The 20,550-nt window shown below is 48.9% G+C and carries 24 protein-coding genes and 1 pseudogene; 14 read left to right on the forward strand and 11 right to left on the reverse strand.

Annotated elements, in window-relative coordinates:
* Positions 1–42: 42 nt before the first annotated feature.
* Both OK412_RS05055 and OK412_RS05060 read right to left on the reverse strand, forming a co-directional pair.
* On the reverse strand, positions 43–1,230 hold the full coding sequence (locus OK412_RS05055) for an MFS transporter (protein WP_264352799.1): 1,188 nt from the start codon (positions 1,228–1,230) through the stop codon (positions 43–45).
* A gap of 172 nt (positions 1,231–1,402) precedes the next feature.
* Positions 1,403–2,332 (reverse strand): LysR family transcriptional regulator, encoded by a 930-nt coding sequence (locus OK412_RS05060; protein WP_062759323.1) that lies wholly within the window; start codon positions 2,330–2,332, stop codon positions 1,403–1,405.
* A gap of 127 nt (positions 2,333–2,459) precedes the next feature.
* On the opposite strand from OK412_RS05060, the gene OK412_RS05065 reads away from it, so the two are divergent.
* Positions 2,460–3,026 carry an NADPH-dependent FMN reductase gene (locus OK412_RS05065; RefSeq protein ID WP_033786824.1) on the forward strand — a complete coding sequence of 189 codons (567 nt, stop codon included), beginning with the start codon at positions 2,460–2,462 and terminating at the stop codon, positions 3,024–3,026.
* A gap of 43 nt (positions 3,027–3,069) precedes the next feature.
* On the forward strand, positions 3,070–3,594 hold the full coding sequence (locus OK412_RS05070) for a VOC family protein (RefSeq protein WP_010670676.1): 525 nt from the start codon (positions 3,070–3,072) through the stop codon (positions 3,592–3,594).
* 256 nt (positions 3,595–3,850) lie between these two features.
* Here the strand turns inward: OK412_RS05070 and hemH are convergent, their stop codons facing one another.
* From hemH to OK412_RS05085, 3 genes and pseudogenes are all read right to left on the reverse strand, one after another.
* The gene (hemH, locus tag OK412_RS05075) at positions 3,851–4,822 is read right to left on the reverse strand and encodes a ferrochelatase (protein WP_010259113.1); all 972 of its coding nucleotides are present in this window, start codon (positions 4,820–4,822) and stop codon (positions 3,851–3,853) included.
* Positions 4,823–5,451: 629 nt separating this feature from the next.
* Positions 5,452–5,742 carry a Bor family protein gene (locus tag OK412_RS05080; protein ID WP_010259114.1) on the reverse strand — a complete coding sequence of 97 codons (291 nt, stop codon included), beginning with the start codon at positions 5,740–5,742 and terminating at the stop codon, positions 5,452–5,454.
* A gap of 199 nt (positions 5,743–5,941) precedes the next feature.
* Positions 5,942–6,076 (reverse strand): annotated as a pseudogene (locus tag OK412_RS05085) (molecular chaperone DnaJ); the annotation flags it as partial.
* 244 nt (positions 6,077–6,320) lie between these two features.
* Between OK412_RS05085 and OK412_RS05090 the strand changes: the two are divergent.
* The 6 genes from OK412_RS05090 to OK412_RS05115 all read left to right on the forward strand — a co-directional run bounded on the left by OK412_RS05090 (position 6,321) and on the right by OK412_RS05115 (position 9,669).
* A complete protein-coding gene (locus tag OK412_RS05090; protein WP_010246718.1) occupies positions 6,321–6,851 on the forward strand; it encodes a DUF2778 domain-containing protein in 531 nt (176 codons plus the stop codon).
* Entirely contained in the window at positions 6,829–7,101 is a 273-nt protein-coding gene (locus OK412_RS05095; RefSeq protein WP_010246721.1) for a hypothetical protein, read from the forward strand. The genes OK412_RS05090 and OK412_RS05095 overlap by 23 nt, the downstream gene beginning before the upstream one ends.
* A 257-nt stretch (positions 7,102–7,358) precedes the next feature.
* A complete protein-coding gene (locus OK412_RS05100) occupies positions 7,359–7,727 on the forward strand; it encodes a DUF4440 domain-containing protein (protein WP_033768683.1) in 369 nt (122 codons plus the stop codon).
* Between the two features lie 31 nt (positions 7,728–7,758).
* Positions 7,759–8,262 carry a GrpB family protein gene (locus OK412_RS05105; protein ID WP_033760036.1) on the forward strand — a complete coding sequence of 168 codons (504 nt, stop codon included), beginning with the start codon at positions 7,759–7,761 and terminating at the stop codon, positions 8,260–8,262.
* A gap of 317 nt (positions 8,263–8,579) precedes the next feature.
* Positions 8,580–9,197 carry a hypothetical protein gene (locus tag OK412_RS05110; protein ID WP_033760035.1) on the forward strand — a complete coding sequence of 206 codons (618 nt, stop codon included), beginning with the start codon at positions 8,580–8,582 and terminating at the stop codon, positions 9,195–9,197.
* A 49-nt stretch (positions 9,198–9,246) separates the two neighbouring features.
* A complete protein-coding gene (locus tag OK412_RS05115; protein ID WP_243207468.1) occupies positions 9,247–9,669 on the forward strand; it encodes a surface-adhesin E family protein in 423 nt (140 codons plus the stop codon).
* A 192-nt stretch (positions 9,670–9,861) separates the two neighbouring features.
* Here OK412_RS05115 and OK412_RS05120 read toward each other — a convergent pair whose 3' ends face one another.
* Entirely contained in the window at positions 9,862–10,305 is a 444-nt protein-coding gene (locus OK412_RS05120; RefSeq protein ID WP_031292560.1) for an NUDIX hydrolase, read from the reverse strand.
* 571 nt (positions 10,306–10,876) lie between these two features.
* Between OK412_RS05120 and OK412_RS05125 the strand changes: the two genes are divergently transcribed.
* Complete coding sequence (locus tag OK412_RS05125) at positions 10,877–11,329, forward strand: acyltransferase (protein WP_033761045.1); 453 nt, start codon at positions 10,877–10,879, stop codon at positions 11,327–11,329.
* Positions 11,330–11,447: 118 nt separating this feature from the next.
* Here OK412_RS05125 and OK412_RS05130 read toward each other — a convergent pair whose 3' ends face one another.
* Positions 11,448–11,936 carry a DinB family protein gene (locus OK412_RS05130; RefSeq protein ID WP_033761040.1) on the reverse strand — a complete coding sequence of 163 codons (489 nt, stop codon included), beginning with the start codon at positions 11,934–11,936 and terminating at the stop codon, positions 11,448–11,450.
* Between the two features lie 271 nt (positions 11,937–12,207).
* On the opposite strand from OK412_RS05130, the gene OK412_RS05135 reads away from it, so the two are divergent.
* Both OK412_RS05135 and OK412_RS05140 read left to right on the forward strand, forming a co-directional pair.
* Positions 12,208–12,882, forward strand: a complete 675-nt coding sequence (locus OK412_RS05135; protein ID WP_033761037.1) for a DUF2625 domain-containing protein — start codon at positions 12,208–12,210, stop codon at positions 12,880–12,882.
* Positions 12,883–13,168: 286 nt separating this feature from the next.
* On the forward strand, positions 13,169–13,900 hold the full coding sequence (locus tag OK412_RS05140) for an aspartate/glutamate racemase family protein (RefSeq protein ID WP_182500489.1): 732 nt from the start codon (positions 13,169–13,171) through the stop codon (positions 13,898–13,900).
* A gap of 158 nt (positions 13,901–14,058) precedes the next feature.
* Here the strand turns inward: OK412_RS05140 and OK412_RS05145 are convergent, their stop codons facing one another.
* Positions 14,059–14,769: a YnfC family lipoprotein gene (locus tag OK412_RS05145; RefSeq protein WP_033773736.1), complete on the reverse strand. Its 711-nt coding sequence runs from the start codon at positions 14,767–14,769 to the stop codon at positions 14,059–14,061.
* Positions 14,770–15,380: 611 nt separating this feature from the next.
* On the opposite strand from OK412_RS05145, the gene OK412_RS05150 reads away from it, so the two are divergent.
* Positions 15,381–15,767: a hypothetical protein gene (locus OK412_RS05150; protein ID WP_182500490.1), complete on the forward strand. Its 387-nt coding sequence runs from the start codon at positions 15,381–15,383 to the stop codon at positions 15,765–15,767.
* A 250-nt stretch (positions 15,768–16,017) separates the two neighbouring features.
* On the opposite strand, the gene OK412_RS05155 is transcribed toward OK412_RS05150, so the two are convergent.
* The gene (locus OK412_RS05155) at positions 16,018–16,746 is read right to left on the reverse strand and encodes an SDR family NAD(P)-dependent oxidoreductase (protein ID WP_182500491.1); all 729 of its coding nucleotides are present in this window, start codon (positions 16,744–16,746) and stop codon (positions 16,018–16,020) included.
* Positions 16,747–16,844: 98 nt separating this feature from the next.
* Here OK412_RS05155 and OK412_RS05160 point away from each other — a divergent pair, with 98 nt between their 5' ends.
* A complete protein-coding gene (locus OK412_RS05160) occupies positions 16,845–17,228 on the forward strand; it encodes a winged helix-turn-helix transcriptional regulator (RefSeq protein WP_264352800.1) in 384 nt (127 codons plus the stop codon).
* A gap of 348 nt (positions 17,229–17,576) precedes the next feature.
* On the opposite strand, the gene OK412_RS05165 is transcribed toward OK412_RS05160, so the two are convergent.
* Positions 17,577–18,824 carry a sensor domain-containing diguanylate cyclase gene (locus OK412_RS05165; protein ID WP_033761029.1) on the reverse strand — a complete coding sequence of 416 codons (1,248 nt, stop codon included), beginning with the start codon at positions 18,822–18,824 and terminating at the stop codon, positions 17,577–17,579.
* Between the two features lie 433 nt (positions 18,825–19,257).
* Positions 19,258–19,641 carry a nuclear transport factor 2 family protein gene (locus OK412_RS05170; protein WP_033786812.1) on the reverse strand — a complete coding sequence of 128 codons (384 nt, stop codon included), beginning with the start codon at positions 19,639–19,641 and terminating at the stop codon, positions 19,258–19,260.
* Positions 19,642–19,874: 233 nt separating this feature from the next.
* Here OK412_RS05170 and OK412_RS05175 point away from each other — a divergent pair, with 233 nt between their 5' ends.
* Complete coding sequence (locus OK412_RS05175) at positions 19,875–20,516, forward strand: TetR/AcrR family transcriptional regulator (protein ID WP_264352801.1); 642 nt, start codon at positions 19,875–19,877, stop codon at positions 20,514–20,516.
* The last annotated feature ends 34 nt before the right edge of the window (positions 20,517–20,550 follow it).

Here is a 20,550-nt window from a genome sequence, read left to right on the forward strand (position 1 = left end):
GCCTGTAACTCATCGACGTCTGTTCAGGGCCAGAAGCGGACGTTACTCACTGTGAGAAGCTGAACGCATAGCAGCGCTATGCCCGGTTTTGTCAGTCAGTCCGGATATAACTGCCAGAATCAGCGCTATAACCGAGAGTATCGCGCCTGCCCAGTCAGGCGACTGAAGACCAAAGCCGGCCGCTATAACTGCCCCTCCCAGCCATGCACCCAGGGCATTACCGAGATTGAAGAGACCTATGTTAACGGCTGCAGCCAGCGTCGGAGCTCCTGCGGCCCGCGCTTTGTCCATCACCAGTTTCTGGATGGGGGACACGGTCGCAAACCCAAACGCAGCCATCAGAAAAATACAGACCGCTGACATGACCTGGCTGTGGGCAGTAAAGTTAAATACCAGCAGGACTACGGCCTGAGCGGCCAGGGTGACGTAAAGCATCGGCATAAGCGCGCGATCGGCATATCTGCCGCCCAACTGATTACCGACAAATAGCCCCAGACCGAACAGCAGCATCAGCCATGCCAGGCTGCTTTCGCTGTATCCGGTCAGCTCGATCATCATGGGTGCGATATAGGTAATGGAGGTAAAAAATGCACCCGGCCCAAAGACCGTTATGCCCATCGCCAGCAGAACATTGACGTTGCGGAAGGCATTAAACTCGTGTGCGAAATTATGGTTCTCCGGACGGGGCTGATGCGGGATAAGCATGCCGACGCTGATAACCGTAACAACTCCAATTGCGGCAATAACCATAAAAGCATTCCGCCAGGAAAGATGCTGCCCGATCCAGGTACCGACGGGAACACCAATAAGATTTGCTACGGTCAGTCCCATGAACATGAATGCAATCGCCCTTACCCGCTTAGACGGCGCAACCATATCGGCAGCAATGATCGAACCAATACCAAAGAAGGCGCCGTGAGTCAGAGACGTGATGATCCTGCCCAGAATGGCAATGCCCAGCGTGGGCGCAAAGGCCGTAACGAGGTTACCCGCCACAAACAGCAGCATCAGAAAAACCAGCATGGCTTTTCGGGGCACTTTTGAGCCCAGAATAATCAGGGCCGGCGCGCCGACAAAAACACCCAGCGCATAAGCCGTTGCCAGATTTCCGGCCACGGGAATAGTAACGTTGAAATCAGCGGCAATAACGGGAAGCAGGCCGGCAATGATGAATTCAGTCGTACCGATACCGAATGCACCAATCGCCAGCGCCCAGAGAGCAAGTGGCATAACAAATATCCTGTCAGTTAACCTATTTTTTTGTCTGAGCTGCGCATAACACGTGCCGGCTTTCGTTTAGAGAACCGGCACATGACACGGTGATGGCAGCAGGACAGACAGGATATAAGCTTGCTCAGAGTTGATAAACAGCCCTGAAATCGCCTGAGTGGTGATAAAAATTCTACTTAAGAGTGCCAAAGTATCCTTTTTCGGCCTTACTCAGCAGTTCATCGACAATAAGCCTGACCTTGGGGATCAGATGCCTTGTCCGGGGCCAGACAACGTTCAGCCCGACGGGTACGGGCATATGATCGGGCATAACAGCAACAAGCCTGCCCTCATCAATATGGCTGTTCACCATCGATTCCGGAAACTGGGCAATACCTGCTCCTGCCAGGCAGGCCTGAAGCATGGCGTCTCCGTCGCTTATCTGGTGTGCCGAGGCCGAGATAAACTTTATTTCCCGCTCCCCGGCTGGCCGCAGCCGCCAGGCAAGCGGTGCCCCCCGCCGGTACCCCATAATGCAGCAGTGTTTTTTTAGCGCATCGACATCAAAGGGCTGACCATGCCGCTCAACATAAGCGGGAGATGCGCAAAGCATGAGGCGCTGCCGGCTCAGACGACGCGCAATCAGCTCATCGGTACTCTGCAGTTCGCCCAGGCGCAGTACCAGGTCAACGCCCTCCTCAACCGGATCAATCAGACGGTCGTTAAAGGTCAACACCAGACGCAGGGCTGGATAAAGATTCATCACTTCAAGCAGCACCGGCATCATCAGGTTGCGTCCGAATGATGCCGGCATGTCTATACGCACCGTTCCGGCAGGATTGTCCTGCCGCCGGCTGAGCGTATTTTCAGCCGAGTCCAGAATTTCCAGCGCAGAGAGGCAACTGGTGAGATAGGCCTCTCCGTCACTGGTCAGGCTTAGCTTACGGGTTGAGCGGTGAAACAGACGCGTTCCCAGCCTCTCCTCAAGCCGCGCCACGCTTTTTCCGACGGCAGATTTTGTAATGCCCAATTGCTCCGCAGCTTCAGTAAAGCTGCTGGACCTGGCCGTTGTGACAAAAGTAGTGATCCCTCGCAAGGATTCGGCTGTAAACCCGGTAGACATAAAGTTGACTCTCTGGCGACTCATAGCGTGTTTATCGATGTGTAATTCTATACCAGGCTTAAGTCAGTTCGAAAACAAAGTGCCGGCACCTGTCGGCGTATCCATATTAAAAACACAGGGAGCAGTCATGTCACAGACAAGACCTTTGAAATTTGTCTCACTGCTGGGCAGTCTTCGTACGGATTCTTTTAACGCCGTCGTAGCCCGCAATCTTAGCCTGCTGGCGCCGGCAGGCGTGGATGTCAGCGCGCTCAGCTCTGTCGGGGAAATACCGCATTACGACGCTGACCTGCAGGCTCAGGGGTTTCCTGAATCGGTTGTTGAAATGGGACAAGCGATAGCGGCAGCAGACGGCCTGATCATTGTCACACCTGAATATAACTATTCTGTGCCGGGTGCCCTGAAAAATGCGCTGGACTGGCTTTCACGTCTTCCGGATACCCCTGTCGCCGGTAAGCCCGTCGCCATAATCACTGCGTCACCCGGTGCCATAGGTGGTGCAAGGGCGCAGTATCACCTGCGTCAGATTCTGGTCTTTCTTGACGGCAGAGTGCTTAACAAGCCAGAGGTCATGATTGGACAGGCCTCATCCCGGCTTGATCCGAAATCCGGCCGCATAACGGATGCGGACACCCGTGACCATATTTCGGCTCAGCTTAGTGCGCTCGCGACAATGGCGGCCCGCCAGGGCTGATTAATAACATTACTCACATCTGAACAACCACAGGGAGAAAACTATGTCTACCAACGTTATTCGCGGTATGGACCATGTCGGCATTACCGTTTCTGATATTGATGAGGCTACCCGCTTCTTTTCTGACGCCTTTGGTGCAGAAGTTATTTATGACTCCGTCTCGCCTTCAGACGATGACGTAAAAGGCGAAGAAACGGAAAATATTCTGAACCTGTTCCCGGGAACGAAAATTACCACGGTCAGAATGATGAAGCTGAAGCACGGCCCGGGACTGGAACTTTTTGAAATGAAGGGGCCAGAGCAAAGTCAGCCCGTGCGACCCAGCGATTATGGCCTGCAGCATTTTGCTGTTTACGTTGATGACATCAACGAGGCTATCAGCCTGTTCGAGCAGGCTGGCGGGAAAATGTTTACTTCTCCTCAGCCCCTGATGTTTCCAACTGAGGTGGGAGAGAATAACTTTTTCTGCTACGGCCGCACGCCGTGGGGTAGCGTCATTGAACTGATTTCTTTACCTTCAAAGCTGCCGTATGAAGACCATACCTCTCTGCGCCGCTGGAAGCCCTGAGTGTAACCGGGTGCGCCAGCGCAGGCGTACCCGTAAATACTAAACGTCAGCTCCTCGCTCATAGCTGACTTGCCCACGATTAATCTCCGACTCATACCCTCGTACAAGACAGTTGCTTGCAGCTGGAGTAGCGGGTTTCCAGGCGGCCCCTATAACGCCGCCCCGGCACGTATCACATACATGTCCGGGAGGGCCCACTTCTGGTTTCACTATGAATGTTGACACCTGCAACACCCTGCTCCCAAGAGTGTGAAAATCATCCCTGAAACCGATTAAGGTTCACAAGTTGTCGCAGCATCTCGATATGAATCGGTTTATCATTAAGCGCCGGTATGTAAGTAAACGATGTACCACCCGCATGCATAAAAATCTCCCTGTTCTGCTCATCAAGCTCCTCAAGCGTTTCTAAACAGTCTGATGCGAACCCCGGGCTGATTACATGCAGGCTTTTTATTCCTTCATTCGGTAGATTTTTAATTGTCTCATCAGTAAAAGGCGTTAACCATGGCTCTCTGCCGAATCTTGACTGGAACGTCATCAATATTTTCAATGACGGCATATTGATTGCTTCAATGAGTAATTTTGTCGTTAACTCACATCTTTCCTGGTATCGGTCCCCCTCTTTGACAAACCTTACCGGTATACCATGATATGAAATTAACAATGCATCTGGAACGCCGTTAGCTTCGAAAGATGCCTGAACGGATGCTCTTAACGCTTCAATGTAGGCAGGGTGATCGGCATAGTCATTGATGAAATTTATGGAGGGTGTATACCGGTTCTTCATTATCTGCAGGTGACGGCTCACGCTATCCCAAACAGAAGAAACGGTCGAAGATGAAAACTGGGGATACAAAGGAATGACGATAATTTTATCGACGCCTTTTTCCAGTAGCCTGTCAATTGCACCACCTATACTGGGCTCGCCATAACTCATCCCCAGCTCGACGGGCATACCTGTCACTTCTTCAAGCGCACGGGCTTGCCTGACGCTGTAAACCATAAGAGGGGAGCCTTCCTCCATCCAAATCGAAGAATATAATTTCGCCACTCGCCTTGCACGTAATGGGATAATCACGCCATGTAGAATGGGGCACCAAATGATTCTTGGTAAGTCGACCACTCTGTAGTCATGCAGAAATTTAGATAAAAATTTCTTTACCGCAACAGGCGTTGGTTCTTTTGGTGTTCCAAGGTTAACAATCAAAACACCCTGTTTATTCGTCATCAGGTGGGACCCTCAAAGCCATTGTCACTAACTCACTCATGCCAGTCACTCCGTAGCAGCTTGTCTTAAAGGCCTCAATTTGACCTCATTTTGTAGAAATAATTGAAATGCAGATTGACTGTTTCACGGCTTATGATGCTATGAGTCTGATTGCAGCCATCGTTTTTACTCAATGATCATGATTTTAGGACAAATCATCAGTGAAAACATTACTTTCTCTATCGTCAGATTTAACCGGTGCGGGGCTACGCGACGTCATCATTGAAGTCGGGGTGTGGAGGAGTTAGCTGGAGGAGGTGAGAAAACCGTATCTGGATGCCCGTACAGATGCATGCCTTAGGCTTGATCTTTTTATGCGTATAAGTGATGAAGGCGACTGACCTGCTCCCTGTTAATTCTTACAGAACGCTTTTAGCAATGTCCGTTACTCGCTCAAAGCGGACTGACACGCATCAACAGCTTACCACTGCTTTTACCAGGCTGGACGACGTTGCCTGAACTCGTTTCGGATATCGTCGTCAGCAGGCGAGCCGCGCAGCGGTGCGAGAGCAGAATTTAATAGTTACAATATACTAATGCGATTTAATAACAGGCGCAGGATTAGGCCGGCGAACCGGCCTGAGGCATTATCAGATGGCGCAATAAACGCGCGCTTCACGTGGCGTGTAGATACCAAACGTCACCACGCTCAGTAAGCCATTAACAAACGTTTGCTGCACTTCAACCCGGTTAACTTTTTCCTGGCCGCCGCACACCTGCGCCGCATCAATGCTCTTGCGCTGACCGATACCTGAAACAAAGAACGGCTGGCTGGTGGTTTTCGTCGCCGCGCCAACTTGATTCTGTTTCATTACGAAAGTCTGCTGCGCACAGCCGGTTAAACTCAGAGCCAACAACGCCGCAACACAAAGCTTGTTCATAAATATCCTTATCGCCTGAAATGAAAAAAAATGCTGAGTGAAATCATCACTCAGCCAGCAATCAGGTTATCGACAACGAAAGCGGAAACTTGAGAAAGATTTTTAAGTACGCCTACCGGATACGTTTTGCTGAATAGTACAGCAATAAAAAAAGCCCCTGCACAGCAGGAGCTTTTTATGTTTACCGCAGCGTTTCCGCTTAGCGAGTCAAATCGTCGAAGAACTTTTTGACGCCATCGAGAAAGCTTTTTGAATGCGGACTGTTCTTCTCGCCCGCCGCACCACCAAAGCTCTATTCCGGCTTACGCAGCAGCGACTTATGCTTCTCGCTCATAGCGGACCCTGGGCTGCCGTCAGTCCGCTTTGTGCCATAAGCGGACGTCAGTATTTGTGCTGAAGGATCGCGCCGAAGGCCTCTTACGGGGTGCGGCAAGTAGTCTTATGATAAATAAGGCTGTCTGGTTCGCATGAGATGAACTCTGGCTGTCAAGCGCCCGCCTGCCCGTTAACTTCTCTATTAAGGAATGGTAGCATTGCCCGGTTCATTGGCATGCCTTATAACCTACAGGGAGCGTTTAATGCAGTTAATGAGAATGACCTACGACGATCTGACAAAGGGCGGTGGCGAGGCAAAGCTGCACGTTTACGGCGTGGGTACCTTCCCGGTCTTTTCCGGCCAAAAGCCTTATACCAATGATCCAAACTGTACCTACAAGCCTAACAGTGCCATTCCGGTCGGGCGCTACTGGATTGTTCCGCGTCCTGAAGGCAGTATCGCTAACCGGATCAGAGGATGGGCCGTCGACACCTGGAACAACTCAAATCATTCAGAGTGGTTTGCGCTCTTTGATTCAAAAACGATGAGTGATTCCATCTTCATCAATGGCGTTGCCCGCGGCGGTTTCCGCCTGCATCCTCTTCGGCCAGACGGCTCCGGAGAAAGTGAAGGGTGTATCACCTTCGTGCGGCGTACTGATTTCTATACGGTAAGACAGGCGCTGCTCCGGAGAAAAACAATCCGCGTGCCGGGTTCGCGAAACAGCTTGATGGCATACGGCTACGTTGACGTTCAGGGAGAAAGTAACTTTGCAAACTGCAAAATTCGCTAGAAAAGCAGCGGGTTTTTTCGTCTGCTTTATTGTGGCCTTTATGGTGTCGCGTTACGGGATGCCACTCTATCCGCTGACGGCGTGGCTCGTTGAACATTCTCACCAAATTTTCAGCAGTTATCAGGATGACGTATACGAAGCCGGTACGGATCCGGTTACGTTCTTTTCCCTTTTGACCGTTATCGCGTTTTACGCTTTAGCCATTTATTGGTTAGTAAAAATGGCAATTAAAAAAGTAAAACGTGGGTAGAATGGTTGCAGTAAAAACCGGGGATTTTATGCTGCCCTGCAACTCTGTCTGAAAAATCAACACCATAAAGGGTTCGCGAGCGGGTTGTTATATTTATTATGGCAGAACGTCCCTGCCGCTATCATTTTGACGACCGCTTTTCGCTCATAGCGGACATAGGCCAACGTTTAAGTCCGCTTCGTCTCAGAAGCGGAAGTAGCGCATGAACTGTTATGGTAAATTTGAACGTCCGGCTTAATCACTTGAGGATAAGCAGAATGCTTCTGGAGAAGCTCAGATTGCTTGAGTGCAGCCTTCACGGCGACAGGCGCAATGATCCGGAGTGGCTGGAACTGATTCTTCATCCTGAATTCCGTGAAATCACCCGGTCAGGTGTGACGGTCGACCGGTCAGAGACCATTGCGTCGCTGCTAAGTGAAAAGGCTGCACCTTATATTCTCAGCAGCGATTTCCGTCTTACGGAGATGGGCTGCGGTTACGCTCTGCTTCACTATCGGACGTTTTACGCTGATGGTAGCCATCATGCACTACGTTCCTCTTGCTGGATTTGTTCGGATGAGGGCCAGTGGACTCTGTTTTTTCACCAGGGAACGCCGGCTGCAGGCAATGCCGGGGTTCAGGGTTGAGTTGCACACTTAGGACAGAGAGAATGTGTTTATGCGGAAGATTATTGTTGTGCCATACGTTGATAGATGGCCTGAGATGTTTGAAGCTGAAAGTTTACTGATAAAAACATTGCTCGGTGGAATGGCTAAGGATGTCCATCATATTGGAAGCACGTCAGTTCCTGGTCTCTCAGCAAAGCCTGTAATTGATATGCTACTTGAAGTTTCCGACATCAATGAACTGGATAAGTACCATTCAGCAATGGCCCACGCCGGGTATGTTGCTCGCGGTGAGAACGGGATTGCGGGGCGCAGATATTTCATTAAAGGTGGTGATCAGCGTAGTCATCAAGTCCATGCGTTTGCAGTCGGAGATATGCAGGTATTGAGACATCTTGCTTTCCGTGATTATCTTCGAAGAAACAAAGACATTGCAGAAGAGTATGCTGAGATAAAACACGCAGCTGTATTAGTCAGCAGGAACGATGCTCATCGCTATAGCGCCCTCAAAGCGAAATTTATAGAGCGTCATCAACAACTAGCGCTAGCTGTCTGAGAACGATTGAGATTGAGTTCGTTGCCGGGAGGGTATGTTCAATAACGATGAATTCACTGAGTAGTCATCAGTCAACGTCTGCTGTTCGCTCATAGTGGACATTGGCCTATACACAGTCCGCTATGTGCCAAGGGCGGACTTTGCTTGGATCATGGTAAGTTAGTTTACCGGGAGCAGGTCACAGTCTGACAATGACGATCCAGACTTACTGTTATTGCACTAACAAAATCAACATGAAAGACATTTAATTGAAAACTGTAAAGTTTCATCAACTCGTGCCGATAATAAAAAATGTTTTTTCTAAATAAGGATATAACGTGAGTAAAATTGTATACATAACCGCCATGATACTTAGTATGGGATGCGCAGTATCTTCTGTTCAGGCCAGCACATTAACGAAAAGCCTTTCACGTTGCGACGCGAGTTTTTTCCAAGAAATCTATCATCAGAAAAGTAAATTTAAAGGTTTGGTTCCTCTCGCTATAGGCGAGCATCATCTGGCATGGTTCAAAGGGCCAGCCGATGGTAATGGCAGAATATGGTTCGCCCAGCCTTTGAAAGAACTAAATCTGACGATTTCAGGCTATTATCTTCAAACCAGCGATCTCGACGTGATTAATGACGGGAAATTTTATTACTGGGGCATGATTTTGCAAAATTCGCCTCAAGAAGTGATGAACGCACTTAACCATCTGAAGTGGGTAAAAACAGGCGATGACTCTATTTCTCAGGCAATGATAAAAGAAGGGCCTGACAGCAACTGGAAAATCAATAATCAAGCTGTAAGTGGTATTGCACCCGCCAAAGAAAGTACTGAGAAGCTTTTGATTCTGAGCAAAGATAAGAATGGTTCGTTATTACTTTGCTCAATTCAAGGTTATGTCACGCCTGATATGCTTGCAGAGTTTAGACCTGATTTGAAGGTGAAAAATTAATATGAAAACTCTACTATGTCTTATGTTTTTTTTACTATCAGGATGTGCTTTGAAAAATACATCTTCACCTGATACATCCGCAAAAAAACCTGCAGGCTTGATTAAAGTATTGACAGATGATCATGCCATTTCCTATGCGGACCTGCGGATGGTTTCAATGTATCAAGGAAACAATCATTTGCGCAAATTTTATATGATCAATAATTATAAAGAAACGAAGCGTATTAGTTCTCATCCTCCCGTTTACGCAAACAGCTCACGAACAATCAATATTATTAATTGTGATAAAAATCAACGTTCCGTCATGGGATGGACTCTGTTTACTAAACCTTATGCCGAAGGCGATATCATTTACGCAAAACCTGATATTGGGCAATGGGAGAGTTTCCCGCCCCAATCAATTATCGGCATGATAGCTCAGTTACTGTGTAAAATACCTCCCGACCGGCTGAAGCCGGAACCTGATGAGTAAATACGTAAGCCTTTATTAGATAATTAAGCATAATTGAAGCCGCGGATTAACCTGCTTCCTGTTAATTTTAACAGAATGCTTGTAACTATGTCCGCTTCACGCTCATAGCGGACATGGGCCTGCACAACGTCTGCTTAGTGCCAGAAGCGGACGTTCAGGGTATCATGTTGCAGTTAATGTTGAAGGTCCGGCTTACTCCCTTTCAAGTATGTTAATGATTAAATCGCGTGGAAAAATTGTCTCATTGGTGTGTATGAGCTCTTCAATTGTCCACCAATGATAATCGCGTATGACTTCCTGTTCATTGCTACTCCACCCTGAGCGGTCGAGCTCAACTGTATTTGCATCAATCATAAAGAAACGCTCTTCAGCAAGTACAGTCTCCCCACTGGGTAGCATCATTGTGAAGTTTTGGGACGCTATCTGTGGTCCTGTTAATGTCCTTATCAAACCCGTTTCTTCAAATAATTCGCGTATAGCGGCCTGCTCAAAAGATTCATTTTTTTCAAGCCCTCCACCCGGTGTTGCCCAGTATGTTTTTCCTCTCAGAGCTCCATCTTTATGACAGAACCTAAAGAGCAGGACGCGATTATCAGGCGAAACAATGATCAGTCGAGATGATGGTCGAATGCGCACGTACCCCCCTTAAAAAAGCTTAAATACTAATTCTTGATATTTATATAAACATAAATTGCAGCCTGAATCGGCCTATAGGTCTGTATTTTCTTACAGCTTTAATCTTACACAACGTCCGCTCCTCGCTCATGGCTGACCTTCAATCTTACATGTACGTTATCGATTTCCACGGACATCAACTTTTTCACCTGTAAGTCTTTCAACCATCTCCAATGCGTCTGAATCGCCATGCCAGGCCATGCAACTTAAACAGTCTCCACCACAGTCAAAATTCAATGTGTCTGGTGTCTTACTCATTGGCTGATTACAGGTCTGGCAATTGCTTTCTTTCACTGTAAGTGGCATCCGTTTTTAGATTTTCATTTCTATGTTACCTAACATATCACCCTTAAGTCCGTTTCTCGCTCATAGTGGACTGTGCCCCGCAAGCATGTCTGCTTAGTGGCAGGAGCGGACATTGCGATCATCATAGTGCGCGAATGAGTGAAAGCAGGTTAACTTGGGCACTTGGTGAAGTTCAAAACCTGCTCAAGCTTTTAGCCGAATCATCTCGAGGAAGGACACAGCTCATATGAAGGTTATTGAAAGTGGCATTCGTGACGTAAAACAAGGTGAAAATGTGAAAGTAATCACGCCGGTAAACATCTATGAGTGTGAACTGGGCGATGATGTTTTTGTAGGACCATTCGTAGAGATACAAAAGGGATGCGTTATAGGCGACAGAACCCGAGTACAGTCTCACACTTTTATCTGTGAGAACGTTACCTTGGGTAAGGACTGTTTTATAGGCCATGGCGTAACCTTTGCTAACGACCTGTTCAAGAATGGCGGTCCTGATGCTTCTGCAGAAAGCTGGATACATATCGTATTAGGCAACGCGGTAACCGTGGGGAGCGGAGCAACTATCTTAACAACGGACATTTGCAGTGGTGCGGTGATTGGTGCAGGTAGCGTGGTTACAAAGCCTGTGTTAATTAAAGGGGTGTATGCTGGCAATCCAGCCAGACTTTTGAGAGAGCTCTAAGCATTATCTCTGAAAATTTTTAGCCCAAACTTATCGCCATCGCAGGTCGTTAAGGTAGGCTTCTCGCCAAAGCGGCCCTCAAAGCCGCTGGTAGGTGATGGGCTGAAGAACTTACCTGTCAGTGATTATGATCCCTTAGAAAAACCGTCAGCACATCTTTCGGAGGAACACCTCCGCACTCTGAAATTAACCAGCCTATTGCCCCACGGTGGTAGGTTCCATGAAAAAGCATATGATTTAGCATGTCTATGGCTGTCATTTCTCCCTCTCCACCATCGACAAAACTGAACTTAATCGTTTCTCCTAAATCGGCCGGAGCCATTGAGCTGACGTGCTGAATATACCAGTTTGTACAGTCTTCCATTTTGACCTCAAGCTCATCTACAGAGGGTGTTTCAGGGGTATTCAGGGCAGTGTAACCATGCTGCCGTCCCGAAATATTTGCTCTGAAAATCATGTCTACCACATGAATATGGTTCATCAATCTTAGCATCAGATGACGCTTTTCTGCATAAGCAGATTCGCTGATAGCTTTAACTGCTTTTAGCGCTTCAGCATCAATCCAGCGCTTGAATTTCAAGAGTGTAACCAGTGTGTCCTTGTCCATGAATTTCTTCCTGATTTGCCAGTTTCAATAGCATATCAATTATTTAGGTCATGTAGCAGGGGTTCTAATTCAAAAAGTATAAGCATAAACAAGGTCCGCTCTTCGCTCTTAGCGGACACTACGTGATGCCAATGTCCGGTTTGTGCCAGAAGCGGACCTTGCTAACCTAATGCTATGTTTTTCTAAAGGAGCATGTAAGTGACCATGTTCAGTTATCGGCGAGTCGTCCGATATATAAGCTAAAGATGCGAAGTGCGATAAAGGATAATGCATGAGGGAACTGACTGAATTAATTGATCAGCAAAGCTCTGGCTGGCTTATGGTGCAGCAGTGGCTGAAAGAAGCGAACAATAATTATGAAGTGCTTCCCTGTGACCCGACGCTCGCAAGATCTGCCTTACATCAGCTTCAGGTTACAACGCTCTCCCCGCTAGGCGCTGTGTTGTCCGAAACGGGAGGCATCTTGGTTGATAATGGCTGGTTGCGGATTTTAGGCTCTGGTCATCCCAAGCTGGCACGAGCTCCTGCTTCCTGGACGCAATCGGTAGCAACAGGCCGGATATTTCAGGCGCTCTTGGTTGCTGATGATGTATCGGGGGGCTTTTTTGCACTTAACGGTGGTGAATTCGGTGAAGATCGAGGCGGCGTATATTATTTCGCACCGGATTCTCTGGAATGGGAGAGCCTTGATACTAACTATTCAGGTTTCCTGCAATGGGTTCTCTGTGGCAATTTGGATCGATTCTATCAAAGCGTACGCTGGACAGGCTGGCGTGAAGAAACATCTGAAATGAATGGTGACGCGGTTTACTCCTTTTATCCTTTCCTGTGGACCGAGCCACAATTGTCTATGGAGCAGCGTTCACGCGCTGTTGTGTCTGTTGATGAGCACTGGTCATTGTGCATGAACTTACAACATCAATTAACCAACATGCAGGGCGACTAACCTCCTCCGTGCAGATTAAGACACCACGATGTAAGTAATACTCTTGACATTGTGACAACAATTGCGAACATCCGCTCCTCGCTCATAGCGGACCTTCCGGAGCGTAGGTCCGCTTTGTGCCTGAAGCCTGCTCTCTCCGCATCATGATGTGTTGATCAATTGCGGCAGTTCACCTGCACCTTTCTGAGTGACCTCCGGCATGTTCATTCCGTTCGTCTGTAATTTTGCAGGCAACTTAGCGATAATTTGTTAAGCGGAAAGAAGATCTTAAAAGGAGGCACTGACAATGACTTTTTCTATAGGTGTGCTTGCAGGAATGGGACCCCGCTCCACAGCCCCCTTCGTTGATATGCTGGTAACAGACTGTCACATCGGGTACGGAGCGAAATATGATATGGATTTTCCTAAAATGCATATTATCTCGTTGCCGACACCTTTCTGGCCTGGCAAGAAAGTTGATGATAATGCGATGATCGCAACCCTGCAGCAGGGTATTACCGAACTCGTCAGGGCCAAAGTGAGTCTGATAGCTGTTCCCTGTAATCTTGCGCACTGCTACTTTGCCGAAATGAAGGCGGTGAGCTCCGGTATCCCACTTCTGCATATCGCAGACATTGCACTTGAGTCACTGCCTGCAGAGGCAACCAGGATTGCTGTACTGGCTACGGAACCTACACTGGAAGCGGGTTTTTATCAGGCGCGGATAGAAGCTTCTGGCAAAGAGATTATTGATCCACCTCTGCTTCGTGAGATGACCACATCGCTAATTGGACGGATTAAAACGAAAGGTTTTCATGACTCCGGTGTACAGGCAGAGTGGATGAATTTAATGTCTGTAGTGGCAAATCTTAATGTGGAGGCTCTTCTTATTGCCTGTACAGATCTTAGTCCCCTGATAACTGAAAACACTTTCAGCTTTGTCATCGTAGATACGGCAGCAAGCCTTTCCAGTGCGACCATTAAAAACTACAGACGTATGTCCGGGAAAATTACAGGCGGCACCCATAATACCGGCTAACCTGATGTCCGCTCCTCGCTCATAGCGGCCTCTAGCTCAGTTAGCTTGTCCGCTTCGTGCTAGGAGCGGACATTGATAATATTTCAATGGCATTAAAAATTAGGAAGCAGGACAATCTCTCGGGAGAGGTCGCGTTGGCTTTGATATTTTTAATAGATTCAGAAATATTCCGTTTCGTGATTAGAGATCCATATCAAGATTGAGCTACGATAGTCGTCTTTAGTGGAAGCGATCAGCGAGCATTTATCTGCATTACCATCAGCGGTGTAAGCACAGCTTTGCTTCAGTCGGACAATTAAGTCCCCTGTTTTTGATACGCTCTCTGAGTCAACAAATTGCGCACTTCCGGATGGATAAAAGATACGCGTGTCCTTCCGATCTTTATAGTTTCTTATACGCACAGGAAATTGGCTATTGTGATATTCATATCGCTTTACAACTTCGCCCGTGTCTTTGTCCGCGATTGTTTCAAGCAATCCGCGCACATTATAGCTGAGTACATAATTGCCTTTTTCATTCTCAAGCTCAGTGATTTCGCAGCGTTCATTGATTTTTCCGGTAATACTCTGACCTTTAAAAGAGGTCAGTACACCATCTTTGTTTACCAAATGGAATTCATGGCCATTTGCCTTATCAACCATGTTGATATTAGTAAAGCACCCGTTACGATCGTATCTAACTTCTGTCATCGCCTGAAGTTTACCGTAAATATCTCGGATCCACTGGAGGCTATGTTTTACGTTCCCGGTAGTTGCATCATGCTCGAACAAAAGAGCAGCATTTAAGACTGCTGGTTTGAATTGAGTAAATGCAGCGACATTAAATGACATTGCCAAAAGTAATAGACTTAAAAGCAACCTTGCTTTCATTATTTATTCCTTTATTAGTAGGATCGCACTCTAAGGTGGTGGGGCAACTCAAGTTATCAAATTCTATGCGTAAAGACACGAATAATCGAGATGCTTCCATGTCACAATTTAAGCGACCGCTCCTCGCTCAAAGCAGCCAGTCGATGCGCTAACATCACGTTTTCAATCAGTCACCGTTTACTGCGCTGGCGAACGTGTGCGTAACCCCCGCGATGTCTGTTCCTCTGGGCTTCCTTTCTTCCCATAGACTGCCGATTTGCATGCAGTTCTGCGCAGGATTTAATCAGGAGAATTTATTGCTGGCACTGGCGGGTCAGCCTGAAAGCGCTTATCCGTGGCAGACAAGAAAACCAGCGGGGAGAGGAGACCGGTTCATAAAGTCACCTGGAAAACTTTAGCTCACTGCTCACGGTTGACATGACTCTCCGTAACAGGCATACCACTTTGTCAGTTTTGCCGTTAGTGAACAGGTGAACAACCGGGAACTTCCGCTATCGAACGATCTGATATTGTGAGTATCTGCGCTCGTCGTCAGAAGCGGAATAATATCGATATCGGTGGTTTTAAACTTTTGAAGTAACAACCCAGGGCTGAAAGAGCAGGAGATTAATATGCAATCAGTTCACCTCATGGGTGACGGATACGAACCTCATGTGACACAGGAGGAAGGTAAACTGACCTACTCATTGCCTGTCGATTCTGGTTTTATCAGCTATGAATTTGCTTTTGAGATCAGCCGGCACGATCTGGATATTCTGCTTTCCGATGATTACAGACGTGCCGTGCTCGAAATTACTGCGCATACCTTGCTCCAGCGTTCGACGCTAAAAGGCTATGACCGCTTTACCCAGAAAGACTTCAATAAACTGGTCACGAACACCCTTCACTCCACACCCGATTTCCTGCAAACATTCATTTCTCAGATAAGCCATGAACATCACATTGTTATAGAGCATTACGTGAAAGAAATCATGGACCGGCGTTCTGCCTCACAATGAATACAATGAGTACTAAATTTTGGTCTCCCGAAAGTGAAAATCCAACAGAAATAATAAACTGACGCAATATGATTTTACGCTGCGAAGTTATTTCTGAATCTGAACAATAAAGGGGGACCAGAACAAATCCAGGAATGAAATACCAGTCTTAGAAATGTTCTTAGCTGGAATAGCATGGGGAGAGCTTCTCAATGAGTCAAAACCCTCTCCCATGACATCGAGCAACCCCGCAACGTCCGCCGCTAATCCCCTATGCAGTCATCCCGCCATCAATCACCAGTTCGGTGCCGCTGACGTAACTGCTTTCATCGGAGGCCAGAAACAGGGCCGCAGCCGCGACTTCATCAGGATTACCCAGCCGCTTTGCCGGGATCCGTTCGCTGAGTGTCTGCCTGACTTCATCGCTGGCCTGGCTAAACATCGGCGTATCCGTTGGGCCAGGGCTGAGTGTATTAACTCTGATGCCACGCGGTGCCAGCTCGCTGTTCCAGGTGCGGGCATAGGATCGCACCGCTGCCTTGCTGGCGGAATAGGCAGCATAGCCAGGATTAGCAATGCTTCCCGCGATCGACCCCACCAGCACGATGCTGCTGCCCTCCCCCATGAGCCGTACCGCGTGCTGCACCGTCAACACCATGGCACGCACATTCAGATCAAAGATGCGATCAAGGTGCTCCTCCGTGGTCTCTTCCAGGCTCGCAGGTTCTGACACGCCAGACGAGTTGACGAGGATATCAAGTCTGCCAGCCCTGACATTGAGGGTTTCAAACAGACGCTCAAGGTCGCTTGTGTGGGTGATGTCACCCGCAATCGCCTCGACCTCACCGCCAATCAGAGCTACAGCCTCAGCCAGCTGTGCTTCACGTCGGCCCGTTATAAAAACCCGTGCGCCTTCCTGAACAAAACGGCGAGCAACAGCGAGGCCAATACCGCTACTACCACCGGTGACCAGGGCGATCTTTCCACTTAGTTTCATCATTACCACTCCGGATAGGGGTTAGACACCTGATGGTATATTTATTATATTTAGTGTCAATTACGCACCTGATGTACACCAGATATCCTCAAGGAAACCAAATGACCACTGATATCACCGTAGTGCTGGCCGAGATCAACAGCACGCGCCCTATCATGGAACAGGTGGCAAACAAGTGGTCAGTACTGATCCTGACCGTGTTGTGCTCCCAGCCCTCACGTTTTAACGCCATCAAGCGCAGGCTCGACCCCATCACACATAAGTCTCTGACGGAGGCATTACGACGGCTGGAACGCAACGGATTAGTGAGCCGCCACGTGATTGCCTCCTCCCCTGTGGCGGTGGAATATGCGATTACGCCGCTGGGCCGAACGTTGCAGGATCCTTTTATCGCGCTGGTGAGCTGGGCAAAGCAACATGGGGGAGCGATGGAACAGGCGCAGACGGTTTATGATAATGGACGGGATATCGATGAGTCTGTATGAACTCCGCCAGGGTGGCGTTCCTGCCTGTCAATAGCGTCAGGTTAATGAGAAGATGAGTTCAGCAGGAACAATGAATTGCCGTACGCGAAGTCACTCAGGCCAGTTCATCACAGACGTTTGAGGGAATTCAGTAGCCTGTCTCGCACATAGATGTTGGTCATCAGCAACAGACTTCTTTTTGAGCCTGAAACAGAAAATCTTTCTGCTGTGGCGCGCGGTTTCAGAATATTAGGCGGGTTAATCAGGCGTTCAGGAAATGTATCCTTGCGGGAACAGGCGGCAAAGCGTTAAACGTAAGATCTATTACCTTCAAATCCGGAAGGTCATACCAGCAATCATATGCATCGACTAAGGCTCTTCTGACTCAAAAAACTGATACGACCCATCACGTCGGGCTTTGGCCTGGTACATCGCTTTATCCGCGTTTTCGAATAATATTTTGGCCGATGCCGTCCCAAAGCGGGCAAGGCTGATACCGATAGCCGCGCCAATGCGCACATCCATATTATCAATGGCGAATGGCGCGTGCAGACTTTCAATAATACGCAGGGCAATGGCAGCGGCTGTATCGCGATTTCTGCACTTTGCCGCCACAACAAATTCATCTCCGCCCAGTCGCGCCAGTGAGTCGCCCGGACGCATACAGCGTTGCAGCCGTTCACTGACCTGCTGCAGCAAGGCATCCCCTGTCGCGTGGCCCATCAAATCGTTCACCGCCTTAAAGCCATTAAGATCGATAAACATCACCGTCGTGTAGGCCTCATCATCCACCTTCGCCAGCATGCGCCCAACCTGGTCGTTGATCCAGGTACGATTATGCAGCCCGGTCAGCGTATCCAGCGTTGCCAGCTTCTCCAGATTGCGCATCCTCTCTTTGTCTCGCGTAATGTCGCGCGACACCAGAACTGCACCGATATTTTTGCCGGTAGAGGGATTGATGACGCCACAGGCTTTGGTGCCCAGAATGATGTAGTGGCCGTCACGATGTAGCTTGCGCACCTCAACGACGTCCGGCAGTACTCCTCCGCTGAAGATGCAGGCGAGTGCTTCAGAAGCGGGGCCGCGGTCATCGGGATGCAGGAAATCCACCACCAGCTGACCGACAACTTCTTCGGCTGTCCAGCCAATCATTTCGCTATAAGAGGGCGAGATTGAAACGTACCGGCCATCCGCGTCGCAATGGGCAATCAGATCGGTGCTGTTTTCAATTAACAGACGATATTCTGCCGCCGTGCGCAGCGCATCTTCCAGCGCTTTACGCTGTCCGGTCACATCCAGAATGAAGCCGTTATACTGCAGACGGGACGTACCAGGCTGGCGATCCGGCAGGCCAGATACAATAACCCGACGCGTCTTGCCATCCAGACAGTTGATCGGCACTTCAATATGAAAAGGCGTCAGGAAATCAAGCGCTGCGGTCAGTTGCAGCGCGATCTTTGCATCGTCGTCGGCCTGTGCCAGTCTCAGCCATGAACTCAGCGTCACACCCTTTAGTTCAGGCATCAGACCAGCAGGGCTTTCCTGACTGGCGACGCAGATACCCTGGGCATCTGTAGACCAGACAGCGGTAAAAGAGGGTTTGATCATTGTGTTCATGGCGGCCGACTCCAACGTAGCTGACGATATTAAACAGGCTCAATACTCGTCGCTACAGACCTGATTATAACCGTTAATGTCCGCCTGTAGCTGAAGGAGGATCCGGAGACAGGTTCACCATTGCGAGAATACCCGCCATTGACGGCGGCTGACGCTGCGCTTGTCCGTCTGCAGCTGCTGAGGTGCCGCCCTGCCCGCACAAAAGTGAGCGAACCCGGGATTCAGTGTCAGAAGTATGAGCCAGTGTTTATCGGCCGAACGGCCCAGAATCTTTAATGATGCCACCTCTGCCAAAAGCGCTGGGGTATGATTATGTTGATTAATAGCAACCGGATAATCAGGCGTAAAATCACCTTACTGTTTTAGTCGTCACAATCCATTTTTGCAGCCCGCAGCAAACGCAGGCTGCAACGGTCAGCTGACCAGACTGCGATCAGTCTGCCGTATGTGTGTGATAGATCTTGCTGACCACGGTCCAGCGATCGTTCACTTTCAGCAGGTTAAAAAAATCAGTGAAACGGAAACCAGAAATGTCGTCAGTGTCGATGCGGGCACTGGCGGCAGTCCCAACAATATCTACGCGCACGATAGCCGCTTTTGCTTCGGGTGAAGGACGGAATGCGGTGTCGATGGTGTCAAACAATCCCTGAATTGGACCGCCGCTGAGGTTGCCGTCACTGTCGAGACCAAAAATGGTCGCCCTGTCGCTGAAAGCGGGCTTCATGAGCTCACTTTTCGCCTGCTTACCTCCTTCGTTATACTGATTCAGCACTGCCACGATGGCGTTATAGTCCTGCACATAGGTCGTGTTATTCATCTGTTTTCTCTCCGTTCTGATTAATAAGGTATCCCTTCAGACACCCCGCTTTTGGGTGATATTTTCTGACACAGACATGTACCGACTCAGTGCGACAGCAGCCTGCCGGGGGAGCGCAGGCGGGATAAAAGGCGAGCCACTGTGTCGATTTAATTCTGTAGTGAGCACTATGCAATGTTATTATTGTATAGTGATCACTATGTAATGTGTCAAGAGAATGATTGAGGCCGTCTATGAAAATACCTGACCAGCCTGCTGCCACTGAAAAGCCGAAAGGCCGGCCACGAAGCTTTGACCGTGATAAAGCGTTGCTGAAGGCGCTGGATCTGTTCTGGCGCAAAGGTTTTGAGCCGGCATCGGTTGCCGAACTTTGCACCGCCATGGAAATCAACCCACCCAGCCTCTATTCCGCCTTTGGCAACAAGGCAAAACTTTTTCTTGAGGCCGTGAACTACTACGAAACGAAGTACTGGAAAGCGACCTGGCTGCGGCTTGAAGAGAGGCAGGATATTGGTGAAGCGATTGACGGTTTCTTTAGCGAAGCAGCCGATATTCTGCTCTCCCCTTCAGCGCCCTGCGGCTGCATGGTGGTGCTGGCAGCCATCAATGTTTCAGCAGAATCGACGGATGTTGTCAGGGCGGTTAGCGTTCTCAGACAGGAAGGGAAAGATCTGTTTGAAAAAAGGCTGGTCAGAGCGGTTCAGGAGAAACAACTGCCCGCAGATACCAACACCGTCGCGCTGGCTACCGTTCTGAATACGCTGCTGGAAGGCATGTCGATAGAGGCGAAAGACGGTGCGACGCTTCAGAGCCTGAAATTGATCGGCCAGCACGCCACCCGACTGCTTCACCCGCTCACAATCAGAAACAGATAGCATGAAACAGGTTAAAAGTTACTAGACGACCGGT

The organism is Pantoea sp. JV6, assembly GCF_025910055.1.
GTDB lineage: Bacteria > Pseudomonadota > Gammaproteobacteria > Enterobacterales > Enterobacteriaceae > Pantoea > Pantoea agglomerans.